Below are 18,793 nucleotides of genomic sequence, written 5' to 3'. Positions count from 1 at the left end.
TCAGCGACCCGTCTCAGCCTTTCACGGCGCCGGCGGTGAGGCCGCGCACGAAGTACTTGCCGGCCAGTACGTAGACCACCAGCGTGGGCAGCGCGGCGATCATCGCCGCGGCCATGTCGACGTTGTATTCCTTGACCCCGGTGGTGATGTTCACCAGGTTGTTCAGGGCCACGGTGATCGGTTGCGAATCGCCGCTGGCGAACACCACGCCGAACAGGAAGTCGTTCCAGATCTGGGTGAACTGCCAGATCAGGCAGACCATCACGATGGGCGTGGACATCGGTAGCAGGATGCGCAGGAAGATGGTGAAGAAGCCGGCGCCGTCCAGGCGCGCGGCCTTGACCAGGGCATCCGGGATCGCCACGAAATAGTTGCGGAAGAACAGCGTGGTGAAGGCCAGGCCGTAGATCACGTGGACCAGCACCAGGCCACTGGTGGTATTGGCCAGGCCGAGCTTGCCGAGGGTGAAGGACATCGGCAGGAGGATCACCTGGAACGGCAGGAAGCAGCCGAACAACAGCGCGCCGAAGAACAGCTGGGAACCGCGGAAGCGCCACATCGACAGCACGTAGCCGTTCAACGCGCCGATGAAGGTGGAGATCAGCACGCCGGGCACGGTGATCAGCACCGAGTTCCAGAAGAACGCGCCGACGCTGTCCCAGGCCTTGAGCCAGCCGATGACGGTGAAGGTGTCGGGCAGCGACAGCAGGTTGCCGGTGCGGATGTCGTCCGGCGTCTTGAAGCTGGTCAGCAGCATCACCAGCAGCGGCACCAGGTAAAGCGCGCAGGCGCCCCAGAGGGTCAGGTGCACGGCCAGGCGGCTGACGCTGAAGCTCGGGTTCAGGGACGCGTCACGCATGGCGCTTGCCTCGCAGTTCGGAATACAGGTAAGGCACCACGATCGCCAGTACAGCGCCGAGCATCAGCATCGCGCTCGCCGCGCCGAGCCCCATCTGGCCACGGGTGAAGGTATGCGCATACATGAACATCGCCGGCAGGTCGGAGGAATAACCCGGGCCGCCGGCGGTCATCGCCGCCACCAGGTCGAAGCTCTTGATCGCGATATGGGCGAGGATCATCAGCGCGCTGAAGAACACCGGGCGCAGGCTCGGCAGGACGATGCGCAGGTAGATGGTCGGCAGGCTCGCACCGTCGACCTGGGCGGCGCGCACGATGGCCGGGTCGACCCCGCGCAGGCCGGCGAGGAACAGCGCCATGACGAAGCCGGAGGCCTGCCACACGGCGGCGATCACCAGGCAGTAGACGACCCGCTCCGGGTCCACCAGCCAGTCGAAGCGGAAACCTTCCCAGCCCCAGTCGCGGAGCAGCTTGTCCAGGCCCAGGCCCGGATTGAGCAGCCACTTCCAGGCGGTGCCGGTGACGATCATCGACAACGCCATGGGATACAGGTAGAGGGTGCGGATGAAGCCTTCGCGGCGGATGCGCTGGTCCAGCAGCACTGCGAGGAACACTCCGAGCACCAGGCAGATGGCGATGAACGAGCCGCCGAAGAGCAGCAGGTTCTTGCTCGCCACCCACCAGCGGTCGTTGTCCCACAGGCGCTGGTACTGGCTCAGCCCGGCCCACTTGTAGCTGGGCATGAAGCGCGAGTTGGTGAAGGACAGCAGCAGCGTCCAGCCGATGTAGCCATACATGCAGAACAGCACCACGACCACGCTTGGCGCCAGCACCAGCTTCGGCAGCCAGCCTTGCAGGCGATCGAGTGGCGAGACGCGACGAGGCGCTACCGGAGCCTTGGGATAGACAGGGGAATTGGTCGCCATGCGTTTTCTCGCGTGCGAAGGAACCCACCCGTGCCGCTCGGCGGCACGGAGCCAGTCGGGAGGATCGAGCGGAGCCCAGGCCGGGCTCCGCGCCAGGGACTTACTGCGCCGCCGCCTCGATGGCGGCCGCCAGTTGCTGGGCGGCCTTCTGCGGATCCGCGGCGGGGTCGTTGAAGAAGTTGGTCACCACGTCGAAGATCGCCCCCTGCACGTAGCTGGAAGCGGCCATGCTGTGGGCCATGCTCGGCACCAGGTTGCCGTCCTGGGAAGCCTGCTTGAAGTCCTTCATCGACTGCTGGGCGCAACTGTCGAACGGCGCCATGTCGGCGTCCAGGCGAACCGGGATGGAGCCCTTGTTGAGGTTGAAGTCCTTCTGGAAGGACGGGTCGAGCACGCTGCGCGCCAGGTCTTCCTGGGCCTTGCGGTTCTCCGCGTTGCTCAGCTTGAACATCACCAGCGAGTCGATGTTGTAGTCGAAGGCTTTCTGCGTGCCGGGGAACGGCAGGCACTGGTAGTCCTTGCCCGGCACCTTGCCGGCGGCGGTGAACTCGCTCTTCGCCCAGTCGCCCATGATCTGCATCCCGGCCTTGCCGTTGATCACCATCGCCGTGGCGGCGCTCCATTCGCGACCGGCGGCGTCGGCATCGACATAGCCGCGGAGCTTCTTCAGCGCGGCGAACACCTCGACCATCTGCGCTCCGGTGAGGGTCGCCTTGTCCTGTTCGACGAAGGCCTTGCGATAGCCTTCCGGACCCATCTTGCTCAGCACCAGGTTCTCGAACACGGTGCCGTCCTGCCACGGTTGGCTGCCATGGGCCAGCGGCGTGAAACCGGCGGCCTTGAGCTTGTCGGCGGCGACGAACAGTTCGTCGAGGGTGGTCGGCGGGGTGGCGCCGGCCTTCTTGAACACTTCCGGGTTGATGTAGAGCCAGTTCACCCGGTGTACGTTGATCGGCACTGCTACGTAGTCGCCGTCGTACTTCATGATCTGCGCCACCTGCTTCGGCAGCAGGCTGTCCCACTTGCCTTCGGCGGCCACCGCGTTGAGGTCGGCGAGCAGGCCCAGTTCGCCCCACTCCTGGATATCCGGCCCCTTGATCTGCGCCGCGGCCGGCGGATTGCCGGACACCGCGCGGGTCTTCAGCACGGTCATCGCCGCCTCGCCGCCACCGCCGGCCACGGCGAAGTCCTTCCAGGTGTGGCCCTTGGCTTCGACCAGCTTCTTCAGGGTTTCGGCGGCGCGCTTCTCGCCGGCGGAGGTCCACCAGTGCAGCACTTCGACTTCGCCGGCCTGGGCCAGCAGCGGGGAGAGACAGAGGGAGGAAAGACAGATGACGGCAGAGAGGCGACGGATCGCATTCATGAGGAAAACCTTCTTCTTGTTATTCGGAGCAAGTCTGCGCTTGCAATGCTTCGAGTCTATTCAAGCGTTCCGCGTCGCGGGTAACGAAGCGATCCGGGTTTGTCACGGAGTGGTTACATTGGGATTGAGGCAGAGCAGGAAAATCTGGACTCGAACTCGGCAAGGCGGTTTCGCGACAGAAACCTCCTACAACACGAAAATGACCTCCAGCAGCACCTCCCTGCGCGGCAGCACCTTGTCGTTCCAGAAACGCAGTACCCTGGACCCCGGCTCTCCAGCCAGGCATCGGCCGGCGAACCCACATGCTGCCCACCATCCAGTTCGATCACCAGCATCCGCTCATGGCAGACGAAATCGACGATGTACGGCCCGAGAACCTTCTGCCGACGAAACTTCAGCCCGAGCAATCGATGCCCGCGCAAACACTGCCATAGCGCCCGCTCCGCCTCTGTCTGCGGCTGCCGCAGAACACGGGAGAACCTCGTGCCTGCCCGCCTCGTTCAAGGGCCCGGCAGGCCAGCCCATCACTCCAGCCCCAGGCGCGGCAAGCGCAGGCTGACCCGCAGGCCGCCCTCGCGACGGTTCTGCAAACTGACTTCGCCGCCATGGGTGTGCGCGATGTTGCGCGCAATGCCCAGGCCCAGCCCGTAGCCCTGCCCTCGCGGAGACAGACGGAAGCGCGGCTCGAAGATCTGTTCCAGGCGCTGCTCGGGCACGCCGGGGCCGTCGTCGTCGACGTGCAGCGCCACCGCTTCCGGCCCGTCCTCCAGGCTCAGGCGGGCGCGTTCGCCGTATTTCAGCGCATTGTCCAGCAGGTTGCCGATACAGCGCTTGAGCGCCAGGGGCTTGCCCGGATAAGGCTCCGCGGCGCGACCGACGACCTCCACCCGGCCATCGGCCAGGTAGGGCTCGGCGATGTGCTGGAGCAACAGGTTGAGGTCGACCGGCTCGACGTTCTCGTGGATATCGGTGTCCTTCACGCACTGCAGCGCACCCTTCACCAGCAGTTCCAGCTCGTCCAGGTCACGCCCGAACTTCTCCTGCAAGCGCTCGTCCTCGAGGAGTTCTACCCGCAGGCGCAGGCGGGTGATCGGCGTGCGCAGGTCGTGGGAGATGGCGCTGAACAACTGCCCGCGCTCGTTCAGGTAGCGGTCGATGCGCTCATGCATGGTGTTGAAGGCGCGCGCCACCTCCACCAGTTCGCTGGCGCCGCGCTCCTCCAGCGCTGCCGACGGACTGCCCAGGGCCAGGTCGCGGGCGGCGCGCGCCAGGCGCTTGAGCGGACGGCTCTGCCAATGCATCAGCAAACCGGTGAAAAGCAGCAGCAACAGGCTGGTGAAAACGATCGAGAGCACCTGCTGCGGTTGCAGTCCCTCGGGTTCCAGGCTGACGTACGGCGCCGGCATCAGGCTGGCGATGTACAGCCACTCGCTGTCGCCGATGCGGATCTGGGTCACCAGCACCGGCGGGTTCACCGGCTCCAGGGTCAGCGCGTAGTGCGCCCAGGAACGCGGCAGCTCGTCGAGCTTCAGCGCGCCGTTAAACAGGCGCAGCTCGTCGGGACTGACGAATTCGACCTGCAGCTCGACCTCCTTGCCCAGGCGTTGGTGCAACACGTCCTGGACGATCTCCAGCACCGCCTGCTTGTTCGGCGTGTCCGGCAGGGCACGCATCTCCAGCGGCCGGTCGTTCAGCGAGACGAAGAAGCGCGTACCGCCCATGCTGCGCAACTGGTCGAGCACCAGCGGACGGTAGCCGAGCGGCAGGGAACGGAAGTAGCTGACGCTGGCCGCCATCGAGTAGGCCAGGCTGCGCGAGCTGGTGAGCAGGCCCTCGCGCTGGCTGGAGCGCAGGTGCGACAGCCAGAACAGGCTGGAAAGCCCTTGCGCGACCAGCACCGCGAGCAGGGTCAGGAGCAGCATGCGCCCGAGCAGCGAGCGCGGCACCGGCGACCAGCGCCGCCGTTCGCTCATGGCTGCAGGTGCGGCCGCACCTGCGCCGCCAGCAGGTAGCCACTGCCGCGCACGGTCTGGATCAGCCGCGGCGCCTTGCCGGTGTCGCGCAGGCGCTGGCGCAGGCGGCTGACCGCCATGTCGACGATGCGCTCCAGCGGCAGCACCTCGCGGCCGCGGGTGGCGTTGGCGATGGTGTCGCGGTCGAGGATCTGCTGCGGATGGTCGAGGAACAGCTTGAGCAGGGCGAAATCCGCGCCGCTGAGGAAGAACTCCTCGCCGTCCTCGTGGAACAGCCGGTGGCTGACCGTGTCCAGTCGCCAGTCCTCGAAGGCCAGTACGTCGCCACCGCGCACCTGGGTGAACTGCGCGCGGCGCAGCAGGGCCTTGATCCGCGCCAGCAGCTCGCGCGGGCTGAACGGCTTGCCCAGGTAGTCGTCGGCGCCCAGTTCCAGGCCGATCACCCGGTCGGCCTCGTCGGAACTGGCGGTGAGCATGATGATCGGCATGCAGGCCAGGCGCTGGTGGGAGCGAATCCAGCGACAGAGGCTGAAGCCGTCCTCGTCCGGCAGCATCACGTCGAGGATCGCCAGGCTCGCCTCCTCCTCGCACAGCGCCTGGCGGAAGTCGGCGCCCCGCGAGACGCTGCGGACCTGGAAGCCGGCGCGGCTCAGGTAGGTCTCCAGCAATTCGCGGATTTCCTGGTCATCGTCCACCAGCAGGATCGATCGTCCGTTCGCGCTCACGAGGCTCCTCCTTATGCGGTTGCTCGACGCCGACTCAGCCCTCGGCGTCCAGGGCCTGCTGCAGGGCGACCCCGGCGCCGAGCAGGCCCGGATGTTCGGCGGTCATGACCCACACCGGTACGTCCTGCAGGTAAGCGCCGCTAGTCTTGCCACGGCTGGCGAAGGCCTCGGCGAAGCCGCTGGCGATGAAACGCTCGAGGAAACGCGGGACGATGCCGCCGGTAATGTAGACGCCACCGAGCGCGCCGACGGTGAGCACCGCGTTGCCGGCGACCCGCGCCAGCCACAGGAAGAAGTGCTCCAGCACGGCGTCCGCCTGGGCGTCGCCGGCCATGGCCAGGGCACCGACTTCCGCCGCACTGCTCGCGCGTACGGCGACCCCGTCCAGGGCACAGCTGATTTCATAGAGGGCGAGCAGGCCGTTGCCGGACAGTGCGCGCTCGGCGGAGACATGTCCGTAGCGCGCCTGCAGGCCCTGCCAGAGCGCGAAGTCGCGCGGCGAAGTGACCGGCAGGTCGACGTGCCCGCCCTCGCAGGGCAGCACTTCCCAACGTCCCCCGCCCAGCGGCAGCAGGCTGCCGACGCCAAGGCCGGTGCCGGGACCGATGATCAGCCGGGCGCGATCCGCCTGGGCGCTGCCGGCGCGGACCTGCACCAGCTCGTCCGCACCTAGCCGCGAGGCGGCCCAGGCCATGGTGCTGAAGTCGTTGACCAGCAGCAGGTGATCCAGCCCCAGCTCCTCGCGGAACGCGGCACGATTGATCACCCAGTGGTTGTTGGTGAAACGGAAATCGGCCGCCCCGACCGGACCGGCGCAGGCCAGGCAGACCGAGTCGATGTTCGCCACCGATTCGCCGATCCGCGCCAGGTAGTCGCGCACGGCCAGTTCAGGCCGCGGGTAGTCGGCGCAGGCGAGCACCTCGATGGATTCCAGGCGCTGCCCGCGCCAGAGCGCGAAACGCGCATTGGTGCCGCCGATATCGCCGACCAGGCCGAGGCCGCCGGCGCTTCTCTTGTTGTCGTTATTCATCGTCGTTGAACCGCAATGCCCCGCGCCAGGGCGGGACGGTCGGCAGATGTTGCCGGAGAGACAGCCGCCAGCCAAGCGCCGGCGGATATCGACCTATCAGAATCAGCGCCAGCCGTTGAGGCTCTCGGTAAAGCTGCAGGCGCCCTCTTCCGCGCTGCTCATGGCGTTGCGCATGAAGGCGAACAGCTCGCGGCCGCAACCGAGATTGCCGTCCTGCGGCGCCGGCTCCAGGCTGCGCGCCTGCCATTCGGCGTCGTCGACCAGCACCCGCAACTCGCCGTTCACCCCATCCACCCGCACCCGGTCGCCGTCGCGCAGGCGCGCCAGCGGACCGCCGGCGATGGCTTCCGGACTCACATGGATGGCCGCGGGCACCTTGCCCGACGCCCCGGACATGCGCCCGTCGGTGACCAGCGCCACCTTGAAGCCACGATCCTGCAGGACCCCGAGGAACGGCGTGAGCTTGTGCAGCTCCGGCATGCCGTTCGCCCGCGGGCCCTGGAAACGCACCACGGCGACCAGGTCGCGCTCCAGCTCGCCGGCCTTGAAGGCCGCGGCCAGGCTGGCCTGGTCGTGGAAGATCCGTACCGGCGCCTCGACCACCTGGTGTTCCGGCGCCACCGCCGAGACCTTCATCACGCCGCGACCGAGGTTGCCCTCCATCAGGCGCAAGCCACCTTCGGCGGAGAACGGCTTGTCCAGCGGACGCAGGATGGCTTCGTCGAGACTCCGTTCCGGCCCTTCGCGCCAGACCAGCCGGCCATCCTCGAGGAACGGCTCGCGGGTGTAGCGGCGCAGGCCGGGGCCGGCGACGGTCTGTACGTCCTCGTGAAGCAGCCCGCCGTCGAGCAGTTGGCGGATCAGGAAGGACATGCCGCCGGCCGCCTGGAAGTGGTTGATGTCGGCCTGGCCGTTCGGATAGATGCGCGCCAGGGTCGGCACCACATGGGACAGCTCGGACATGTCCTGCCAGGTCAACTGGATGCCCGCCGCCTGGGCGATCGCCAGCAGGTGCAGGGTGTGGTTGGTCGAGCCGCCGGTGGCGAGCAGCGCCACCACCGAGTTGACGATGGCCTTCTCGTCGACGATCTCCGCCATCGGCACGTAGTTGCCGTTCTCGGGGGTCAGCCGGCTGGCCTGGCGTGCCGCTTCGCGGGTGAGTTCGTCGCGCAGGGGGGTGTTCGGGTTGACGAAGGAGGCACCGGGCAAGTGCAGGCCCATCACCTCCACCAGCAACTGGTTGGTATTGGCGGTGCCATAGAAGGTGCAGGTGCCGGGTGCATGGTAGGAGGCCATTTCCGAGGCCAGCAGCTCTTCGCGAGTGGCCTTGCCCTCGGCGAACAGTTGGCGCACCGCGGCCTTTTCCTTGTTGGAGATGCCGGTCGGCATCGGCCCGGCCGGGACGAACACGGTGGGCAGGTGGCCGAAGCGCAGCGAGCCGATCAGCAGGCCCGGCACGATCTTGTCGCAAACACCCAGGCACAGCGCTGCATCGAACATGTTGTGAGACAGCGCGATGGCGGTGGACATGGCGATCACGTCGCGGCTGGCCAGCGACAGTTCCATGCCCGGCTCGCCCTGGGTCACCCCGTCGCACATGGCCGGCACGCCGCCGGCGAACTGGCCGACCGAACCGATCTCGTGCAGCGCCTGCTTGATCAGCCCCGGAAAGCGCTCGAACGGCTGGTGCGCCGAGAGCATGTCGTTGTAGGCGGAAACGATGGCCACGTTGGCCTGGTTCATCAGCCGCAGGGTCTGCTTGTCGCTTTCGCCACAGGCCGCGACCCCGTGGGCGAGGTTGCCGCACGGCAGGGTGCCGCGGTGCGGCCCCTTGCTGGCCGCCGCCCGGACCATCTCGAGATAGCGCTGGCGAGTGGCCGCGCTACGGGCCTGGATGCGGCGGGTGACTTCGAGCACACGAGGGTGCATGGCAGATTCTCCTACAGACTATCAATTGTTGTTTTTACAACATAATCATCGGTTGAAGGATGTTTACTTTTCTTTCTGGACGAAATGTAATGGTTTTTACCACAACAATAGAAAAGAGACGACCTCATTATGACTATCCGCCTGGCCATCAACGGCTTCGGTCGCATCGGCCGAAACGTTCTTCGCGCCCTGTATACCGGCCACTACCGCGAACAGTTGCAGGTAGTGGCGATCAATGACCTCGGCGACGCCGCGGTCAACGCTCACCTGTTCCAGTACGACAGCGTCCATGGACGCTTTCCCGGCGAGGTCGAGCACGATGCCGAAAGCCTGCGGGTGATGGGCGACCGCATCGCCGTCAGCGCCATCCGCAACCCGGCGGAACTGCCCTGGAAGAGCCTCGGCGTGGACATCGTGCTCGAGTGCACGGGGCTCTTCACCAGCCGCGACAAAGCCGCTGCCCACCTGCAGGCCGGCGCCGGCAAGGTGCTGATCTCGGCGCCCGGCAAGGACGTCGACGCCACCGTGGTCTACGGCGTCAACCACGAGGTGCTGCGCGCCTCCCATCGGATCGTCTCGAACGCCTCCTGCACCACCAACTGCCTGGCACCGGTGGCCCAGGTGCTGCATCGCGAGCTGGGCATCGAGCACGGCCTGATGACCACCATCCATGCCTACACCAACGACCAGAACCTCTCCGACGTGTACCACCCGGACCTGTACCGCGCACGTTCGGCGACCCAGTCGATGATCCCCACCAAGACCGGCGCCGCCGAGGCGGTCGGCCTGGTCCTGCCGGAACTCGCCGGCAAGCTTACCGGGCTGGCGGTGCGGGTGCCGGTGATCAACGTGTCGCTGGTCGATCTCACCGTGCAGGTGGCCCGGGATACCAGCGTAGACGAGGTCAACCGCCTGCTGCGCGAGGCCAGCGAGGGCTCTCCGGTGCTCGGCTACAACACCCAGCCGCTGGTGTCGGTGGATTTCAATCACGACCTGCGCTCGTCGATCTTCGACGCCAACCACACCAAGGTCAGCGGCCGGCTGGTCAAGGCGATGGCCTGGTACGACAACGAGTGGGGCTTCTCCAACCGCATGCTGGACAGCGCCCTGGCGCTGGCCGCCGCCCGCGACTGACGCGCCTCAGCGGAACTTGCGCCGACCGCGCGCCTGCAACGCCAGCAGGCGCAGGTCGGCCTCGGCGAGGATCAGTCGCTGCTCGGCCTTGTCCGCGCGCTTCCAGGCACGGATTTCCTGGCGCGTACGCCCGCAGCCACGGCACACGTCGGCATCGAACTCACAGATATTGATGCAAGGACTTTTCAAGCGTTCCCCCTTTTTCGGCGCGGACCGCAACCGGTCCTCGCCCGTCACTTCACGACAGGCGGCGGGCCGGCGTCCAGGAGGGAATGACTATCGGGCCGATCGAGCGGCCCGCGGTCACTCGGCCTCGGCGTCGCGCAGGCTTTCGTAGGCAGGCGCGGCATAGATGCCGGCCTCGACGCAGAGCGCCATGACCCGCGGCAGGTCCTGGGTATAGACCAGCACCGCCTGCAACTCGTCGTCCAGCGGCTCGCTGAAATCCACCAGCACGTAACCGCCCTTTTCCGGATACATGCTGCTCAGTTGCACCTGGATACGGTTGAGGGCGACCAGCGGCTCGGTCTTGAGCAACTGCTTCGGCTTGATGTTGAACGCCACGTCCTTGCCGAAGGAGGCGACGATCCGGGCGAACAGCTCGGCATAGGTGTCGGCCTGGAACAGCACGATATCCGGCAGGCTACCGACCACCACCCACTCGCCGAGCGGGATCGGGAAGCTGTCGTCGTAGTTGATGTCCGGGTTGGCGGCGAGGAACCCTGCCGGATCGGCGTAGGCCTGGGCCGCCTCGTCGGCGATCCGCCGGATCTCCTCGGCGCCCATGCAGCCGGTGCTGATGAGTGTGATCAGTTCGTTCAGGGTCTCTTTCATGGGGAGTTCCAGGGTCGATGAAACGGAGCGGGCCGGCCTCGCCGGCGCGGCCGGATGAATTCTACAGGGTGGAACGACGGTCAGCGGCGCGGCCAGTCGTCGTCGGCGTCCAGTGCCTCGCGCTCCTCGCGCATGGCCTCCGCCAGGGCGCGCTCTTCGTCATCGGGATCGGCGCCCGCGACAGCCTCCGCGACGGCAGGCTCGACGGCTTGCTCCGCGACCACGGGAATCGGCCCAGCCGCTGGCTCGGCGGACTCGTCGCCCTGCTCCGAGGGCTCCGGAGGGTCGAGCAGGTCGTCGAAGTCGGTCTTCAGGCCCTGCTCCATCTCGTCCAGTTCCAGCAGCAGGCTGCGGAAGCTGGTTTCCTCGCGCGGCTTCTCCGGCTCGCCGGCCTCCCCCTCGATCTCCTCGAGGCTTTCCCCGGCCTCGGCGATGGCGCGATCGGCCAGGGCCTGGATCGAGGCAGGAATCGCATCCTCGTCGAGATCGTCGCGCGGCGGCTGCGCCGCGGGCGCCACTTCGACCGGCGGTTCCGGCTCGGGCTCCATCTCGCGCAGCGCCGACAGCGGCGGCAGCTCGTCGAGGCTCTTCAGGTTGAAATAATCGAGGAACGCCTTGGTAGTCGCCAGCATCGCCGGGCGCCCCGGCACCTCGCGGTAGCCAACGATGCGGATCCACTCCCGCTCCATCAGCGTCTTGACGATCTGGGTGTTCACCGCCACGCCGCGGATCTCCTCGATCTCGCCACGGGTGATCGGCTGGCGGTAGGCGATCAGCACCAGGGTTTCCAGCAGCGCGCGCGAATAGCGCTGCGGACGCTCCTCCCAGAGGCGGCCGACCCACGGCGAGAAACGCTCGCGAATCTGCAGGCGATACCCGGACGCGACTTCCTTCAGCTCGAAGGAGCGCCCTGCGCAGGACAGTGCCAGGATCGCCAGGGCGTCGCGGAACTGCCCCGGCTCCGGCCGCTCTGCCTCGTCGAACAGCTCAGCCAGGCGTTCCAGCGACAGCGGCTTGCCGGCCGCGAGGAGGATGCCTTCGAGCAGGGTGGCGAGTTCGTGGGGATCGGACAGGTTCATCGTCGCAACGGATACCGGAGCCAGGAAGAGGGAAAGATAGCGGAATCGGGCATGCAGCTTAACAGGCCACGGCAGGGAGCGAAGCCGGAAGCTCGGAAAAGGCGACCGTCCGCAGGGGGACGAATGGCCAGCGGCGCGGCGCGCTCACTCGAAATCGTCTTCCAGGGCTTCCTCCAGGGTTTCGCCTTCCTCCGCTTCGCGGGCTATCCGCAGGCGCACATGGATGGCGCCGAAAGCCTCGTTCTGCACCAGTTCCACCATCTGCTCCTTGACCAGTTCGAGGATCGCCATGAAGGTGACCACCACGCCGAGCTTGCCCTCCTCCAGGGTGAACAACTGGATGAAGGGCACGAAGGCGCCGCCTTTCAGGCGCTCCAGCACTTCGCTCATGCGTTCGCGGGTGGACAGTACCTCGCGGGTCACCTGGTGGCTCTCGAACAGGTCGGCGCGGCGCAGCATCTCGCCCATCACCAGCATCAGCTCCTGCAGCGCCAGCTCCGGCAGCAGCTTGCGCGCCCGCGCCTCGGGAGCAGCCACCGCCGGCACCAGCACGTCGCGGCCGACCCGGGGCAGTTCGTCGAGGTCTTCGGCGGCCTTCTTGAACCGTTCGTACTCCTGCAGGCGGCGGATCAGCTCGGCCCGTGGATCTTCCTCTTCCTCCTCGGCTTCCGCCGAGCGCGGCAGCAACATGCGCGACTTGATCTCCGCCAGCATCGCCGCCATCACCAGGTACTCGGCGGCCAGCTCCAGGCGCACCGCCTTCATCAGCTCGACATAGCCCATGTACTGGCGGGTGATTTCCGCCACCGGGATATCCAGGATGTCGATGTTCTGCTTGCGGATCAGGTATAGCAGCAGGTCGAGCGGGCCCTCGAAGGCCTCGAGGAAGACCTCCAGCGCGTCCGGCGGGATATAGAGGTCCTGCGGCAGCTCGGTGACCGCCTCGCCGTAGACCAGCGCCAGTTGCAGCGGCACCCGCTCGGCGGCGGGTTCGGCTGGAGGGGTGTCGGCGTTGGCCGGGTTATCGTCCTGCATCGCTAGGCTCGTGGTGGGCGGATTCGGGCGGCGCTCAGGCCGGCTGCATGAACGGCGCCGGATCGCCGCAACCCACGCGGATCACTTCGGGATCGGTGTCGGTCAGGCTGATCACGGTGGAGGCCTCGCCGCCGCCATAGCCCCCGTCCACGATCAGGTCGACCTGGTGTTCCAGTACCTGGCGCATTTCATAGGGATCGTTCAGTGGCTCGCCTCTGCCGGGCATGATCAGGCTCACGCTCATCAGCGGTTCGCCCAGTTCCTCCAGCAGCGCCCGGGCGATCGGACAGTTCGGCACGCGCAGGCCGATGGTGCGGCGCTTGGGGTGCAGGAGCATGCGCGGCACCTCGCGGGTGGCGCTGAGGATGAAGGTGTAGGGACCGGGGGTGTGCGCCTTGAGCAGGCGGAACAGGCCGGTGTCGACCTTGGCATAGACGCCCAGCTCGGAAAGGTCGCGGCAGACCAGGGTGAAGTTGTGCTTGTCGTCCAGTTGGCGGATGCGGCGGATGCGATCCACCGCGGTCTTTTCGCCGATGCGGCAGCCCAGGGCATAGGACGAGTCGGTGGGATAGACGATCACCCCACCCTGGCGGACAATTTCCACCGCCTGCTTGACCAGCCGCGGCTGGGGATTTTCCGGATGGATCTGGAAGAACTGGCTCATTCGGCCCCCTTGGCTTCGGAATGACGTTCGGTATCGCGAAAATGCCTGGCGAAACGCGGCCACATGGCCGGAAGGTCCTCTGGAACCGCACGGTACATGCCCAGTTCGGACCAGTCGCCCGGCGCGTGGAAATCGCTGCCGGCGGTGACCATCAGGCCGAACTCGCGGGCCAGGATCGACAGGGTACCGACCTGTTCGGCCGGCTGCACGCCATTGACCACCTCGATGGCGTGTCCGCCGGCCTGGAGAAAGTCGGCGACCAGGCGCCGGCGCTTGGTCCGGGTGAAATCATAATGATACGGGTGCGCCAGGCTGATCCAGGCGCGCGCCTCGCGCAGGCAGCCGACCACTTCCTCCAGGGTCGGCCAGTGCTGCTTGACGTCTCCCAGCTTGCCGGCCCCCAGCCACTTGCGGAACGCGTCGGCGCGATCCTTGACCCAGCCGCCCTGGACCAGGAACTCGGCGAAATGCGGCCGCGCCGGCGCGTTGCCGCTGTCGCCCAGGGCCCGCTGGATCGCCCGCGCGCCCTCCAGCGCACCGGGCATACCCTTGGCCGCAAGCCGCCGGTCGATTTCCTCGGCGCGCGCCCAGCGGCCCCGGTGCAGGGCTTCGGTCGCCTGGCGCAGGGGAGCGGCGTCGAGGTCGAAACCGTAGCCCAGCACATGAATGGTGGCACCGCCCCAGGTGCAGGACAGCTCGATACCGTTGACCAGTTCGATACCGAGTCGAGCGGCCGCCTGGTGGGCTTCCGGCAGGCCTTCCAGGGTGTCGTGGTCGGTCAGCGCCAGCAGCCCGACGCCTTTCTCGTGGGCCCGCTGCACCAGGGCGGCGGGCGCGAGCACGCCATCGGAGGCGGTACTGTGGCAATGCAGATCGACACGCATGGCTGAATCCTGATTCCAGTGAAGAATGGTGATGAAGCAACGCCGATTCGCTGCCTCGCGGTATCGAGACGTACCGTTCATGGGTCCGGGGAGCCTGCTCCACCTGGCGAATGCGCCTGCGGCACAGGCCTGACGCATTCGGAAAGACAGGATGACTGTTTCAGAACATCCAGAGGTTGCTATTATGCCGTTTCAACCGTGTCCTGACTGCCACCATGAAGCAATTCATCGATTTCATCCCACTGATCCTGTTCTTCATCGTCTACAAGATAGACCCTCAGAACGTCGAGTTCGCCGGGTTCAATCTGAGTGGCATCTACGGCGCGACCGCGACCCTGATCCTCGCCTCGGTGATCGTCTACGGCGCCCTCTGGCTCAAGCACCGCCACCTGGAAAAGAGCCAGTGGTTCACCCTCGGCGCCTGCCTGGTCCTCGGCGGCCTGACCCTGGCCTTCCACGAGGACACCTTCCTCAAATGGAAGGCGCCGCTGGTCAACTGGCTGTTCGCCCTGGCCTTCGCCGGCAGTCACTTCATCGGCGACAAGCCGATGATCCAGCGCATCATGGGCCATGCCATCCAGTTGCCGCAGGGCCTCTGGGTGCGCCTGAACATCGCCTGGGTGGTGTTCTTCCTGGTGTGCGGCTTCGCCAACCTGTACGTGGTCTTCACCTATCCGAACTTCTGGGTGGACTTCAAGGTGTTCGGCAGCCTCGGCATGACCTTGCTGTTCCTGATCGGCCAGGGCCTGTTCCTGGCTCGCCACCTGCACGACGCCGATACCGGCGAAAAGCCCAAGGACTGACATGCTCTACGCGATCATCGCCCGTGACATCCCCGCTTCCCAGGAACGCCGCCTGGCCAGCCGCCCGGCCCACCTGGCCCGTCTCGAACAGCTGAAGGAAGAAGGCCGCCTGGTACTCGCCGGCCCGCACCCGGCGATCGACAGCAACGACCCGGGCGCCGCCGGCTTCACCGGCAGCCTGATCGTCGCCGAATTCGATTCGCTGGCCGCGGCGCAGAGCTGGGCCGAGGCCGATCCCTACCGGGCCGCCGGGGTGTACGCCGAGGTGGTGGTCAAGCCGTTCAAGAAAGTCCTGCCCTGAGGCAGTCGCCGGGTACCGGCGGCCGGCCCGGTCGCCCTCCCGGCAAACGTTTTCGCACCGGACGCCGCTTTCCGGTGCCCGCCGCAGCGCAACCAGGCCGGCCCGGCGCTTTCGCCAAGCCGGAAGGGCGAACCGGAAGACAGTGCAATCCGTCGCTTCATCGGTACAAGGAGTCATGATGCGTCCATCCGCTGCCCATTGCCTGCTGCTGAGCCTGGGAGCTTCCCTGGCCCTGGCCGAGGAACCCGCGCCGGCACCGATTCCAGCCGCGCAGCCTTCCATTACGCAGGCTACCGCCGAACTGGAGCGCCGCCTGGTGGAAACGGAACGCCAGCGCGACGAACTGGTCAGTCGTATGCGCCAGGAGAACCGCCAGTTGCGCGAGCAGCTGCAGGCGGCCCAGGCGCAGCGGCAACCGCCGCTGCTCACGGAAGAGCAGACCTGGTATGTCGCCGGCGCCGCCACGGCCCTGCTCGCGTTCGTCCTCGGTGCCCTGAGCCGCGGCCGCCGGCGACAGCGACGCGAATGGATCAATTGAGCGACACTCGATGAGCGAACTGCTGTTGATCGACGATGACCGGGAGCTCTGCGAGCTGCTCGGTACCTGGCTGGTCCAGGAAGGTTTCTCCGTGCGTGCCAGCCACGACGGCGCCCAGGCCCGTCGCGCCCTCGCCGAGCAGACACCGGATGCCGTGGTGCTCGACGTGATGCTGCCGGACGGCAGCGGCCTGGAACTGCTCAAGCAACTGCGCGGCGACCATCCCGACCTGCCGGTGCTGATGCTGTCCGCCCGCGGCGAGCCGCTGGACCGCATCCTCGGTCTGGAACTGGGCGCCGACGACTACCTGGCCAAGCCCTGCGACCCGCGCGAACTCACCGCACGGCTGCGCGCCGTGCTGCGGCGAACCCACCCGGCGCAACCCAGCGCGCAGATGCAACTGGGCGACCTGTCGCTGAACCTGACGCGCGGCGTGGCGCAGATCGACGGCCAGGAGATCAGCCTGACCCTTTCCGAAAGCCGCATCCTCGAAGCGCTCCTGCGCCAGCCCGGCGAGCCGCTGGACAAGCAGGCCCTGGCGCAACTGGCGCTGGGCCGCAAGCTGACCCTCTACGACCGCAGCCTGGACATGCACGTCAGCAACCTGCGCAAGAAGCTCGGCAGCCACCCCGACGGCAGCCCGCGCATCCTCGCCCTGCGCGGCCGCGGCTACTACTACAGCCACTGAGCGGGTTTCGTCAGCCCGCCGACACAAGGTCTTTACCCAAGCTTTACCCAGGGCTGACCGCGCTTGACCTTGACCTCCCTAGACTGGGCTCATCCGGTAAATGGCCGGACCCAGAAAGGAGAAACACCATGCGCAAGACGCTAACCGCCCTGTTCATCGCCGCCGCCCTGCCGACCTTCGCCATGGCCGCGCCCGCCGCCAACGACCTGCCCCCCCGCCGATGGAAGGCGGCCACATGATGGGCCAGCACGGTCCCCGGCATGGCGGCCCGATGAAGGAACTGGACCTGACCCGCGAACAGCGCCAGCAGATGGGCAAACTGATGGGCGAACAAATGAAGGCCCGCCACGAGATCACCCAGCGCTACCTGGCCAAGCTGCCGGCGGCCGAGCAGAAGGCCCTGAAGGACGAACTCAAGGCCAGCCACGAGAAGACCCAGAAGGACATCCGCGCCCTGCTCACCCCCGAGCAGCAGAAGAAGTTCGACGAACTGCAGAAGAAGCGCGAGCAGCGCAAGGCAGAGTGGGCCGAATTCCAGCAATGGAAGGCCGACAAGAAGTCCAACTGACGTCCGAGCCACCGCTACCGGGTCCTCCGGTAGCGGTCTTCCGACCAGCCGGAATCGCATATCCTAGGGGTTTACCCTCGCGGCCGGCCCGACATGCGATTCAACAGGAAAACCATGCGTTCACTCTTCTGGCGAATCCTCGCCGCCTTCTGGCTGGCCCTGCTGCTGGTCGCCGGGCTGTCCATCCTGCTGGGTCGTGCGCTGAACCAGGACACCTGGATCATCGCCCGCCATCCTGGCCTGAAGGATCTCGCCGAGCAGTGGACCGCCCTCTACGAAGAACAGGGCAGCTACGCGGCCCAGGGCTTGCTGGAGCAACGCCGTCGCGACTACGGGATTTCCATCCAGGTGCTCGATGAAAGCGGCCAGCGCCTGGTCGACGGCACCTACCTGCCGCGCCCCCACCACCGCCCGCCGCGCACCAGCGACCGCAACCTGCCGCGCTTCCCCTGGCGCCAGCTGAGCCAGGAATACGTCAGCCCGCAGAGCAACCATACCTATCTGTTCATCTACCGCATCCCGCACCCGGAGCTGGAGGCTTGGCACCGCGGCAGCCTGCTCTGGCCGCTCAGCGCGCTGGGCATCGCACTGGTGGTGCTGACCCTGTTCAGCCTGCTGCTGACGCTGTCCATCACCCGTCCGCTGAACCGTCTGCGGCGCGCCGTGCACGACCTCGGCCAGACCGCCTACCAGAAGGACAGCCTGGCCCGCCTGGCGCGGCGCGGCGATGAACTGGGCACCCTGGCGCGCGATTTCAACCGCATGGGCGAACGCCTGCAAAGCCTGATCGGCAGCCAGCGTCAGTTGCTCCGCGACGTATCCCACGAACTGCGCTCGCCGCTGGCGCGCCTGCGCATCGCCCTGGCCCTGGCCGAACGCGCCGAACCGGAAGCGCGGGCGCAGATGTGGCCGCGCCTGGAACAGGAATGCGACCGCCTGGAAGCGCTGATCGGCGAGATCCTCGCCCTCGCCCGGCTCGACGCCGAACCCGGCGCGAGCCAACGGATCGCCCTGCTACCGCTGCTCCAGCGGCTGCGCGAAGACGCCCTGCTGCTGGCTCCGGAACAGGATATCCGCCTGGAGGTGGCGCCTGACCTGAGCATCGACGGCTGGCCGGACATGTTCGAACGCGCGGTGGACAACCTGCTGCGCAACGCCGTGCGCTTCAACCCCGTCGGCCAACCCCTGGAGGTGCGTGCCAGCAGCGCCGGCGACTACCTGCGCCTGAGCGTCCGCGACCATGGGCCAGGCATCGCCGCCGAACTGCAGGAGCAGTTGGGCGAGCCGTTCTTCCGCGCACCCAACCAGAGCAGCCCGGGACACGGCCTGGGCCTGGCCATCGCCCGCCGCGCCATCGAGCGCCACGGCGGGCACCTGCGCCTGGGCAACCATCCCGACGGCGGCTTCATCGCCACCCTCAGCCTGCCGCTACGGCGCAAGGCGACCGAATGACGCCGCGCC

The 18,793-nt window shown here is 67.1% G+C and carries 20 protein-coding genes and 1 pseudogene; 7 read left to right on the top strand and 14 right to left on the bottom strand.

Annotated elements, in window-relative coordinates:
- Window positions 1-13: 13 nt before the first annotated feature.
- The 8 genes from AT700_RS08890 to edd all read right to left on the bottom strand — a co-directional run bounded on the left by AT700_RS08890 (window position 14) and on the right by edd (window position 8,804).
- On the bottom strand, window positions 14-859 hold the full coding sequence (locus AT700_RS08890; protein WP_003091470.1) for a carbohydrate ABC transporter permease: 846 nt from the start codon (window positions 857-859) through the stop codon (window positions 14-16).
- Window positions 852-1,784 carry a carbohydrate ABC transporter permease gene (locus AT700_RS08885; RefSeq protein WP_023119412.1) on the bottom strand — a complete coding sequence of 311 codons (933 nt, stop codon included), beginning with the start codon at window positions 1,782-1,784 and terminating at the stop codon, window positions 852-854. The genes AT700_RS08890 and AT700_RS08885 overlap by 8 nt, the downstream gene beginning before the upstream one ends.
- Window positions 1,785-1,884: 100 nt before the next feature.
- On the bottom strand, window positions 1,885-3,147 hold the full coding sequence (locus AT700_RS08880; protein WP_003091472.1) for an ABC transporter substrate-binding protein: 1,263 nt from the start codon (window positions 3,145-3,147) through the stop codon (window positions 1,885-1,887).
- A gap of 113 nt (window positions 3,148-3,260) precedes the next feature.
- Window positions 3,261-3,614, bottom strand: a complete 354-nt coding sequence (locus AT700_RS29285; protein WP_306822262.1) for an endonuclease domain-containing protein — start codon at window positions 3,612-3,614, stop codon at window positions 3,261-3,263.
- Between the two features lie 57 nt (window positions 3,615-3,671).
- Entirely contained in the window at window positions 3,672-5,093 is a 1,422-nt protein-coding gene (gene gtrS / locus AT700_RS08875) for a two-component system sensor histidine kinase GtrS (RefSeq protein ID WP_003158346.1), read from the bottom strand.
- A 23-nt stretch (window positions 5,094-5,116) separates the two neighbouring features.
- A complete protein-coding gene (gene gltR, locus AT700_RS08870; RefSeq protein ID WP_003091475.1) occupies window positions 5,117-5,845 on the bottom strand; it encodes a two-component system response regulator GltR in 729 nt (242 codons plus the stop codon).
- A gap of 34 nt (window positions 5,846-5,879) precedes the next feature.
- On the bottom strand, window positions 5,880-6,875 hold the full coding sequence (locus tag AT700_RS08865) for a glucokinase (RefSeq protein ID WP_003114838.1): 996 nt from the start codon (window positions 6,873-6,875) through the stop codon (window positions 5,880-5,882).
- Between the two features lie 102 nt (window positions 6,876-6,977).
- Entirely contained in the window at window positions 6,978-8,804 is a 1,827-nt protein-coding gene (edd, locus tag AT700_RS08860) for a phosphogluconate dehydratase (RefSeq protein ID WP_003091478.1), read from the bottom strand.
- 129 nt (window positions 8,805-8,933) lie between these two features.
- Between edd and gap the strand changes: the two genes are divergently transcribed.
- Entirely contained in the window at window positions 8,934-9,938 is a 1,005-nt protein-coding gene (gene gap / locus AT700_RS08855; protein WP_023088167.1) for a type I glyceraldehyde-3-phosphate dehydrogenase, read from the top strand.
- 6 nt (window positions 9,939-9,944) lie between these two features.
- Here the strand turns inward: gap and AT700_RS08850 are convergent, their stop codons facing one another.
- The 6 genes from AT700_RS08850 to AT700_RS08825 all read right to left on the bottom strand — a co-directional run bounded on the left by AT700_RS08850 (window position 9,945) and on the right by AT700_RS08825 (window position 14,434).
- Complete coding sequence (locus AT700_RS08850) at window positions 9,945-10,127, bottom strand: DUF1289 domain-containing protein (RefSeq protein WP_003091481.1); 183 nt, start codon at window positions 10,125-10,127, stop codon at window positions 9,945-9,947.
- Window positions 10,128-10,241: 114 nt separating this feature from the next.
- Complete coding sequence (locus AT700_RS08845; protein WP_003114836.1) at window positions 10,242-10,772, bottom strand: hypothetical protein; 531 nt, start codon at window positions 10,770-10,772, stop codon at window positions 10,242-10,244.
- Between the two features lie 80 nt (window positions 10,773-10,852).
- Complete coding sequence (gene scpB / locus AT700_RS08840) at window positions 10,853-11,851, bottom strand: SMC-Scp complex subunit ScpB (RefSeq protein ID WP_003114835.1); 999 nt, start codon at window positions 11,849-11,851, stop codon at window positions 10,853-10,855.
- A 144-nt stretch (window positions 11,852-11,995) separates the two neighbouring features.
- Window positions 11,996-12,748 carry a segregation and condensation protein A gene (locus tag AT700_RS08835; RefSeq protein ID WP_003124353.1) on the bottom strand — a complete coding sequence of 251 codons (753 nt, stop codon included), beginning with the start codon at window positions 12,746-12,748 and terminating at the stop codon, window positions 11,996-11,998.
- Window positions 12,749-12,920: 172 nt separating this feature from the next.
- Complete coding sequence (locus AT700_RS08830; protein WP_003116407.1) at window positions 12,921-13,550, bottom strand: L-threonylcarbamoyladenylate synthase; 630 nt, start codon at window positions 13,548-13,550, stop codon at window positions 12,921-12,923.
- Complete coding sequence (locus AT700_RS08825; protein ID WP_003116406.1) at window positions 13,547-14,434, bottom strand: PHP domain-containing protein; 888 nt, start codon at window positions 14,432-14,434, stop codon at window positions 13,547-13,549. The genes AT700_RS08830 and AT700_RS08825 overlap by 4 nt, the downstream gene beginning before the upstream one ends.
- Before the next feature lie 215 nt (window positions 14,435-14,649).
- Here AT700_RS08825 and AT700_RS08820 point away from each other — a divergent pair, with 215 nt between their 5' ends.
- From AT700_RS08820 to AT700_RS08795, 6 genes and pseudogenes are all read left to right on the top strand, one after another.
- Window positions 14,650-15,237, top strand: coding sequence for a septation protein A (locus AT700_RS08820; RefSeq protein WP_003091488.1), 588 nt, complete (start codon window positions 14,650-14,652; stop codon window positions 15,235-15,237).
- Window position 15,238: 1 nt separating this feature from the next.
- Window positions 15,239-15,538, top strand: coding sequence for a YciI family protein (locus AT700_RS08815; RefSeq protein ID WP_003091489.1), 300 nt, complete (start codon window positions 15,239-15,241; stop codon window positions 15,536-15,538).
- A gap of 175 nt (window positions 15,539-15,713) precedes the next feature.
- Window positions 15,714-16,076 (top strand): hypothetical protein, encoded by a 363-nt coding sequence (locus tag AT700_RS08810; protein WP_003114832.1) that lies wholly within the window; start codon window positions 15,714-15,716, stop codon window positions 16,074-16,076.
- Window positions 16,077-16,086: 10 nt separating this feature from the next.
- Window positions 16,087-16,764, top strand: coding sequence for a response regulator transcription factor (locus AT700_RS08805; RefSeq protein ID WP_003091491.1), 678 nt, complete (start codon window positions 16,087-16,089; stop codon window positions 16,762-16,764).
- Window positions 16,765-16,892: 128 nt separating this feature from the next.
- Window positions 16,893-17,332, top strand: a pseudogene (locus AT700_RS08800) (Spy/CpxP family protein refolding chaperone).
- Between the two features lie 114 nt (window positions 17,333-17,446).
- A complete protein-coding gene (locus AT700_RS08795; protein ID WP_003114830.1) occupies window positions 17,447-18,784 on the top strand; it encodes a sensor histidine kinase in 1,338 nt (445 codons plus the stop codon).
- Window positions 18,785-18,793: the final 9 nt, after the last annotated feature.

This window comes from Pseudomonas aeruginosa (genome assembly GCF_001457615.1).
Taxonomy (GTDB): domain Bacteria; phylum Pseudomonadota; class Gammaproteobacteria; order Pseudomonadales; family Pseudomonadaceae; genus Pseudomonas; species Pseudomonas aeruginosa.
This window is presented reverse-complemented; position numbering and strand designations above follow the sequence as displayed.

Coding starts and splice junctions, on each gene's coding strand:
- AT700_RS08890 (WP_003091470.1), bottom strand. CDS start 859: ATGCGTGACGCGTCCCTGAACCCGAGCTTCAGCGTCAGCCGCCTGGCC.
- AT700_RS08885 (WP_023119412.1), bottom strand. CDS start 1,784: ATGGCGACCAATTCCCCTGTCTATCCCAAGGCTCCGGTAGCGCCTCGT.
- AT700_RS08880 (WP_003091472.1), bottom strand. CDS start 3,147: ATGAATGCGATCCGTCGCCTCTCTGCCGTCATCTGTCTTTCCTCCCTC.
- AT700_RS08865 (WP_003114838.1), bottom strand. CDS start 6,875: ATGAATAACGACAACAAGAGAAGCGCCGGCGGCCTCGGCCTGGTCGGC.
- edd (WP_003091478.1), bottom strand. CDS start 8,804: ATGCACCCTCGTGTGCTCGAAGTCACCCGCCGCATCCAGGCCCGTAGC.
- gap (WP_023088167.1), top strand. CDS start 8,934: ATGACTATCCGCCTGGCCATCAACGGCTTCGGTCGCATCGGCCGAAAC.
- AT700_RS08845 (WP_003114836.1), bottom strand. CDS start 10,772: ATGAAAGAGACCCTGAACGAACTGATCACACTCATCAGCACCGGCTGC.
- scpB (WP_003114835.1), bottom strand. CDS start 11,851: ATGAACCTGTCCGATCCCCACGAACTCGCCACCCTGCTCGAAGGCATC.
- AT700_RS08830 (WP_003116407.1), bottom strand. CDS start 13,550: ATGAGCCAGTTCTTCCAGATCCATCCGGAAAATCCCCAGCCGCGGCTG.
- AT700_RS08825 (WP_003116406.1), bottom strand. CDS start 14,434: ATGCGTGTCGATCTGCATTGCCACAGTACCGCCTCCGATGGCGTGCTC.
- AT700_RS08820 (WP_003091488.1), top strand. CDS start 14,650: ATGAAGCAATTCATCGATTTCATCCCACTGATCCTGTTCTTCATCGTC.
- AT700_RS08815 (WP_003091489.1), top strand. CDS start 15,239: ATGCTCTACGCGATCATCGCCCGTGACATCCCCGCTTCCCAGGAACGC.
- AT700_RS08810 (WP_003114832.1), top strand. CDS start 15,714: ATGATGCGTCCATCCGCTGCCCATTGCCTGCTGCTGAGCCTGGGAGCT.
- AT700_RS08805 (WP_003091491.1), top strand. CDS start 16,087: ATGAGCGAACTGCTGTTGATCGACGATGACCGGGAGCTCTGCGAGCTG.
- AT700_RS08795 (WP_003114830.1), top strand. CDS start 17,447: ATGCGTTCACTCTTCTGGCGAATCCTCGCCGCCTTCTGGCTGGCCCTG.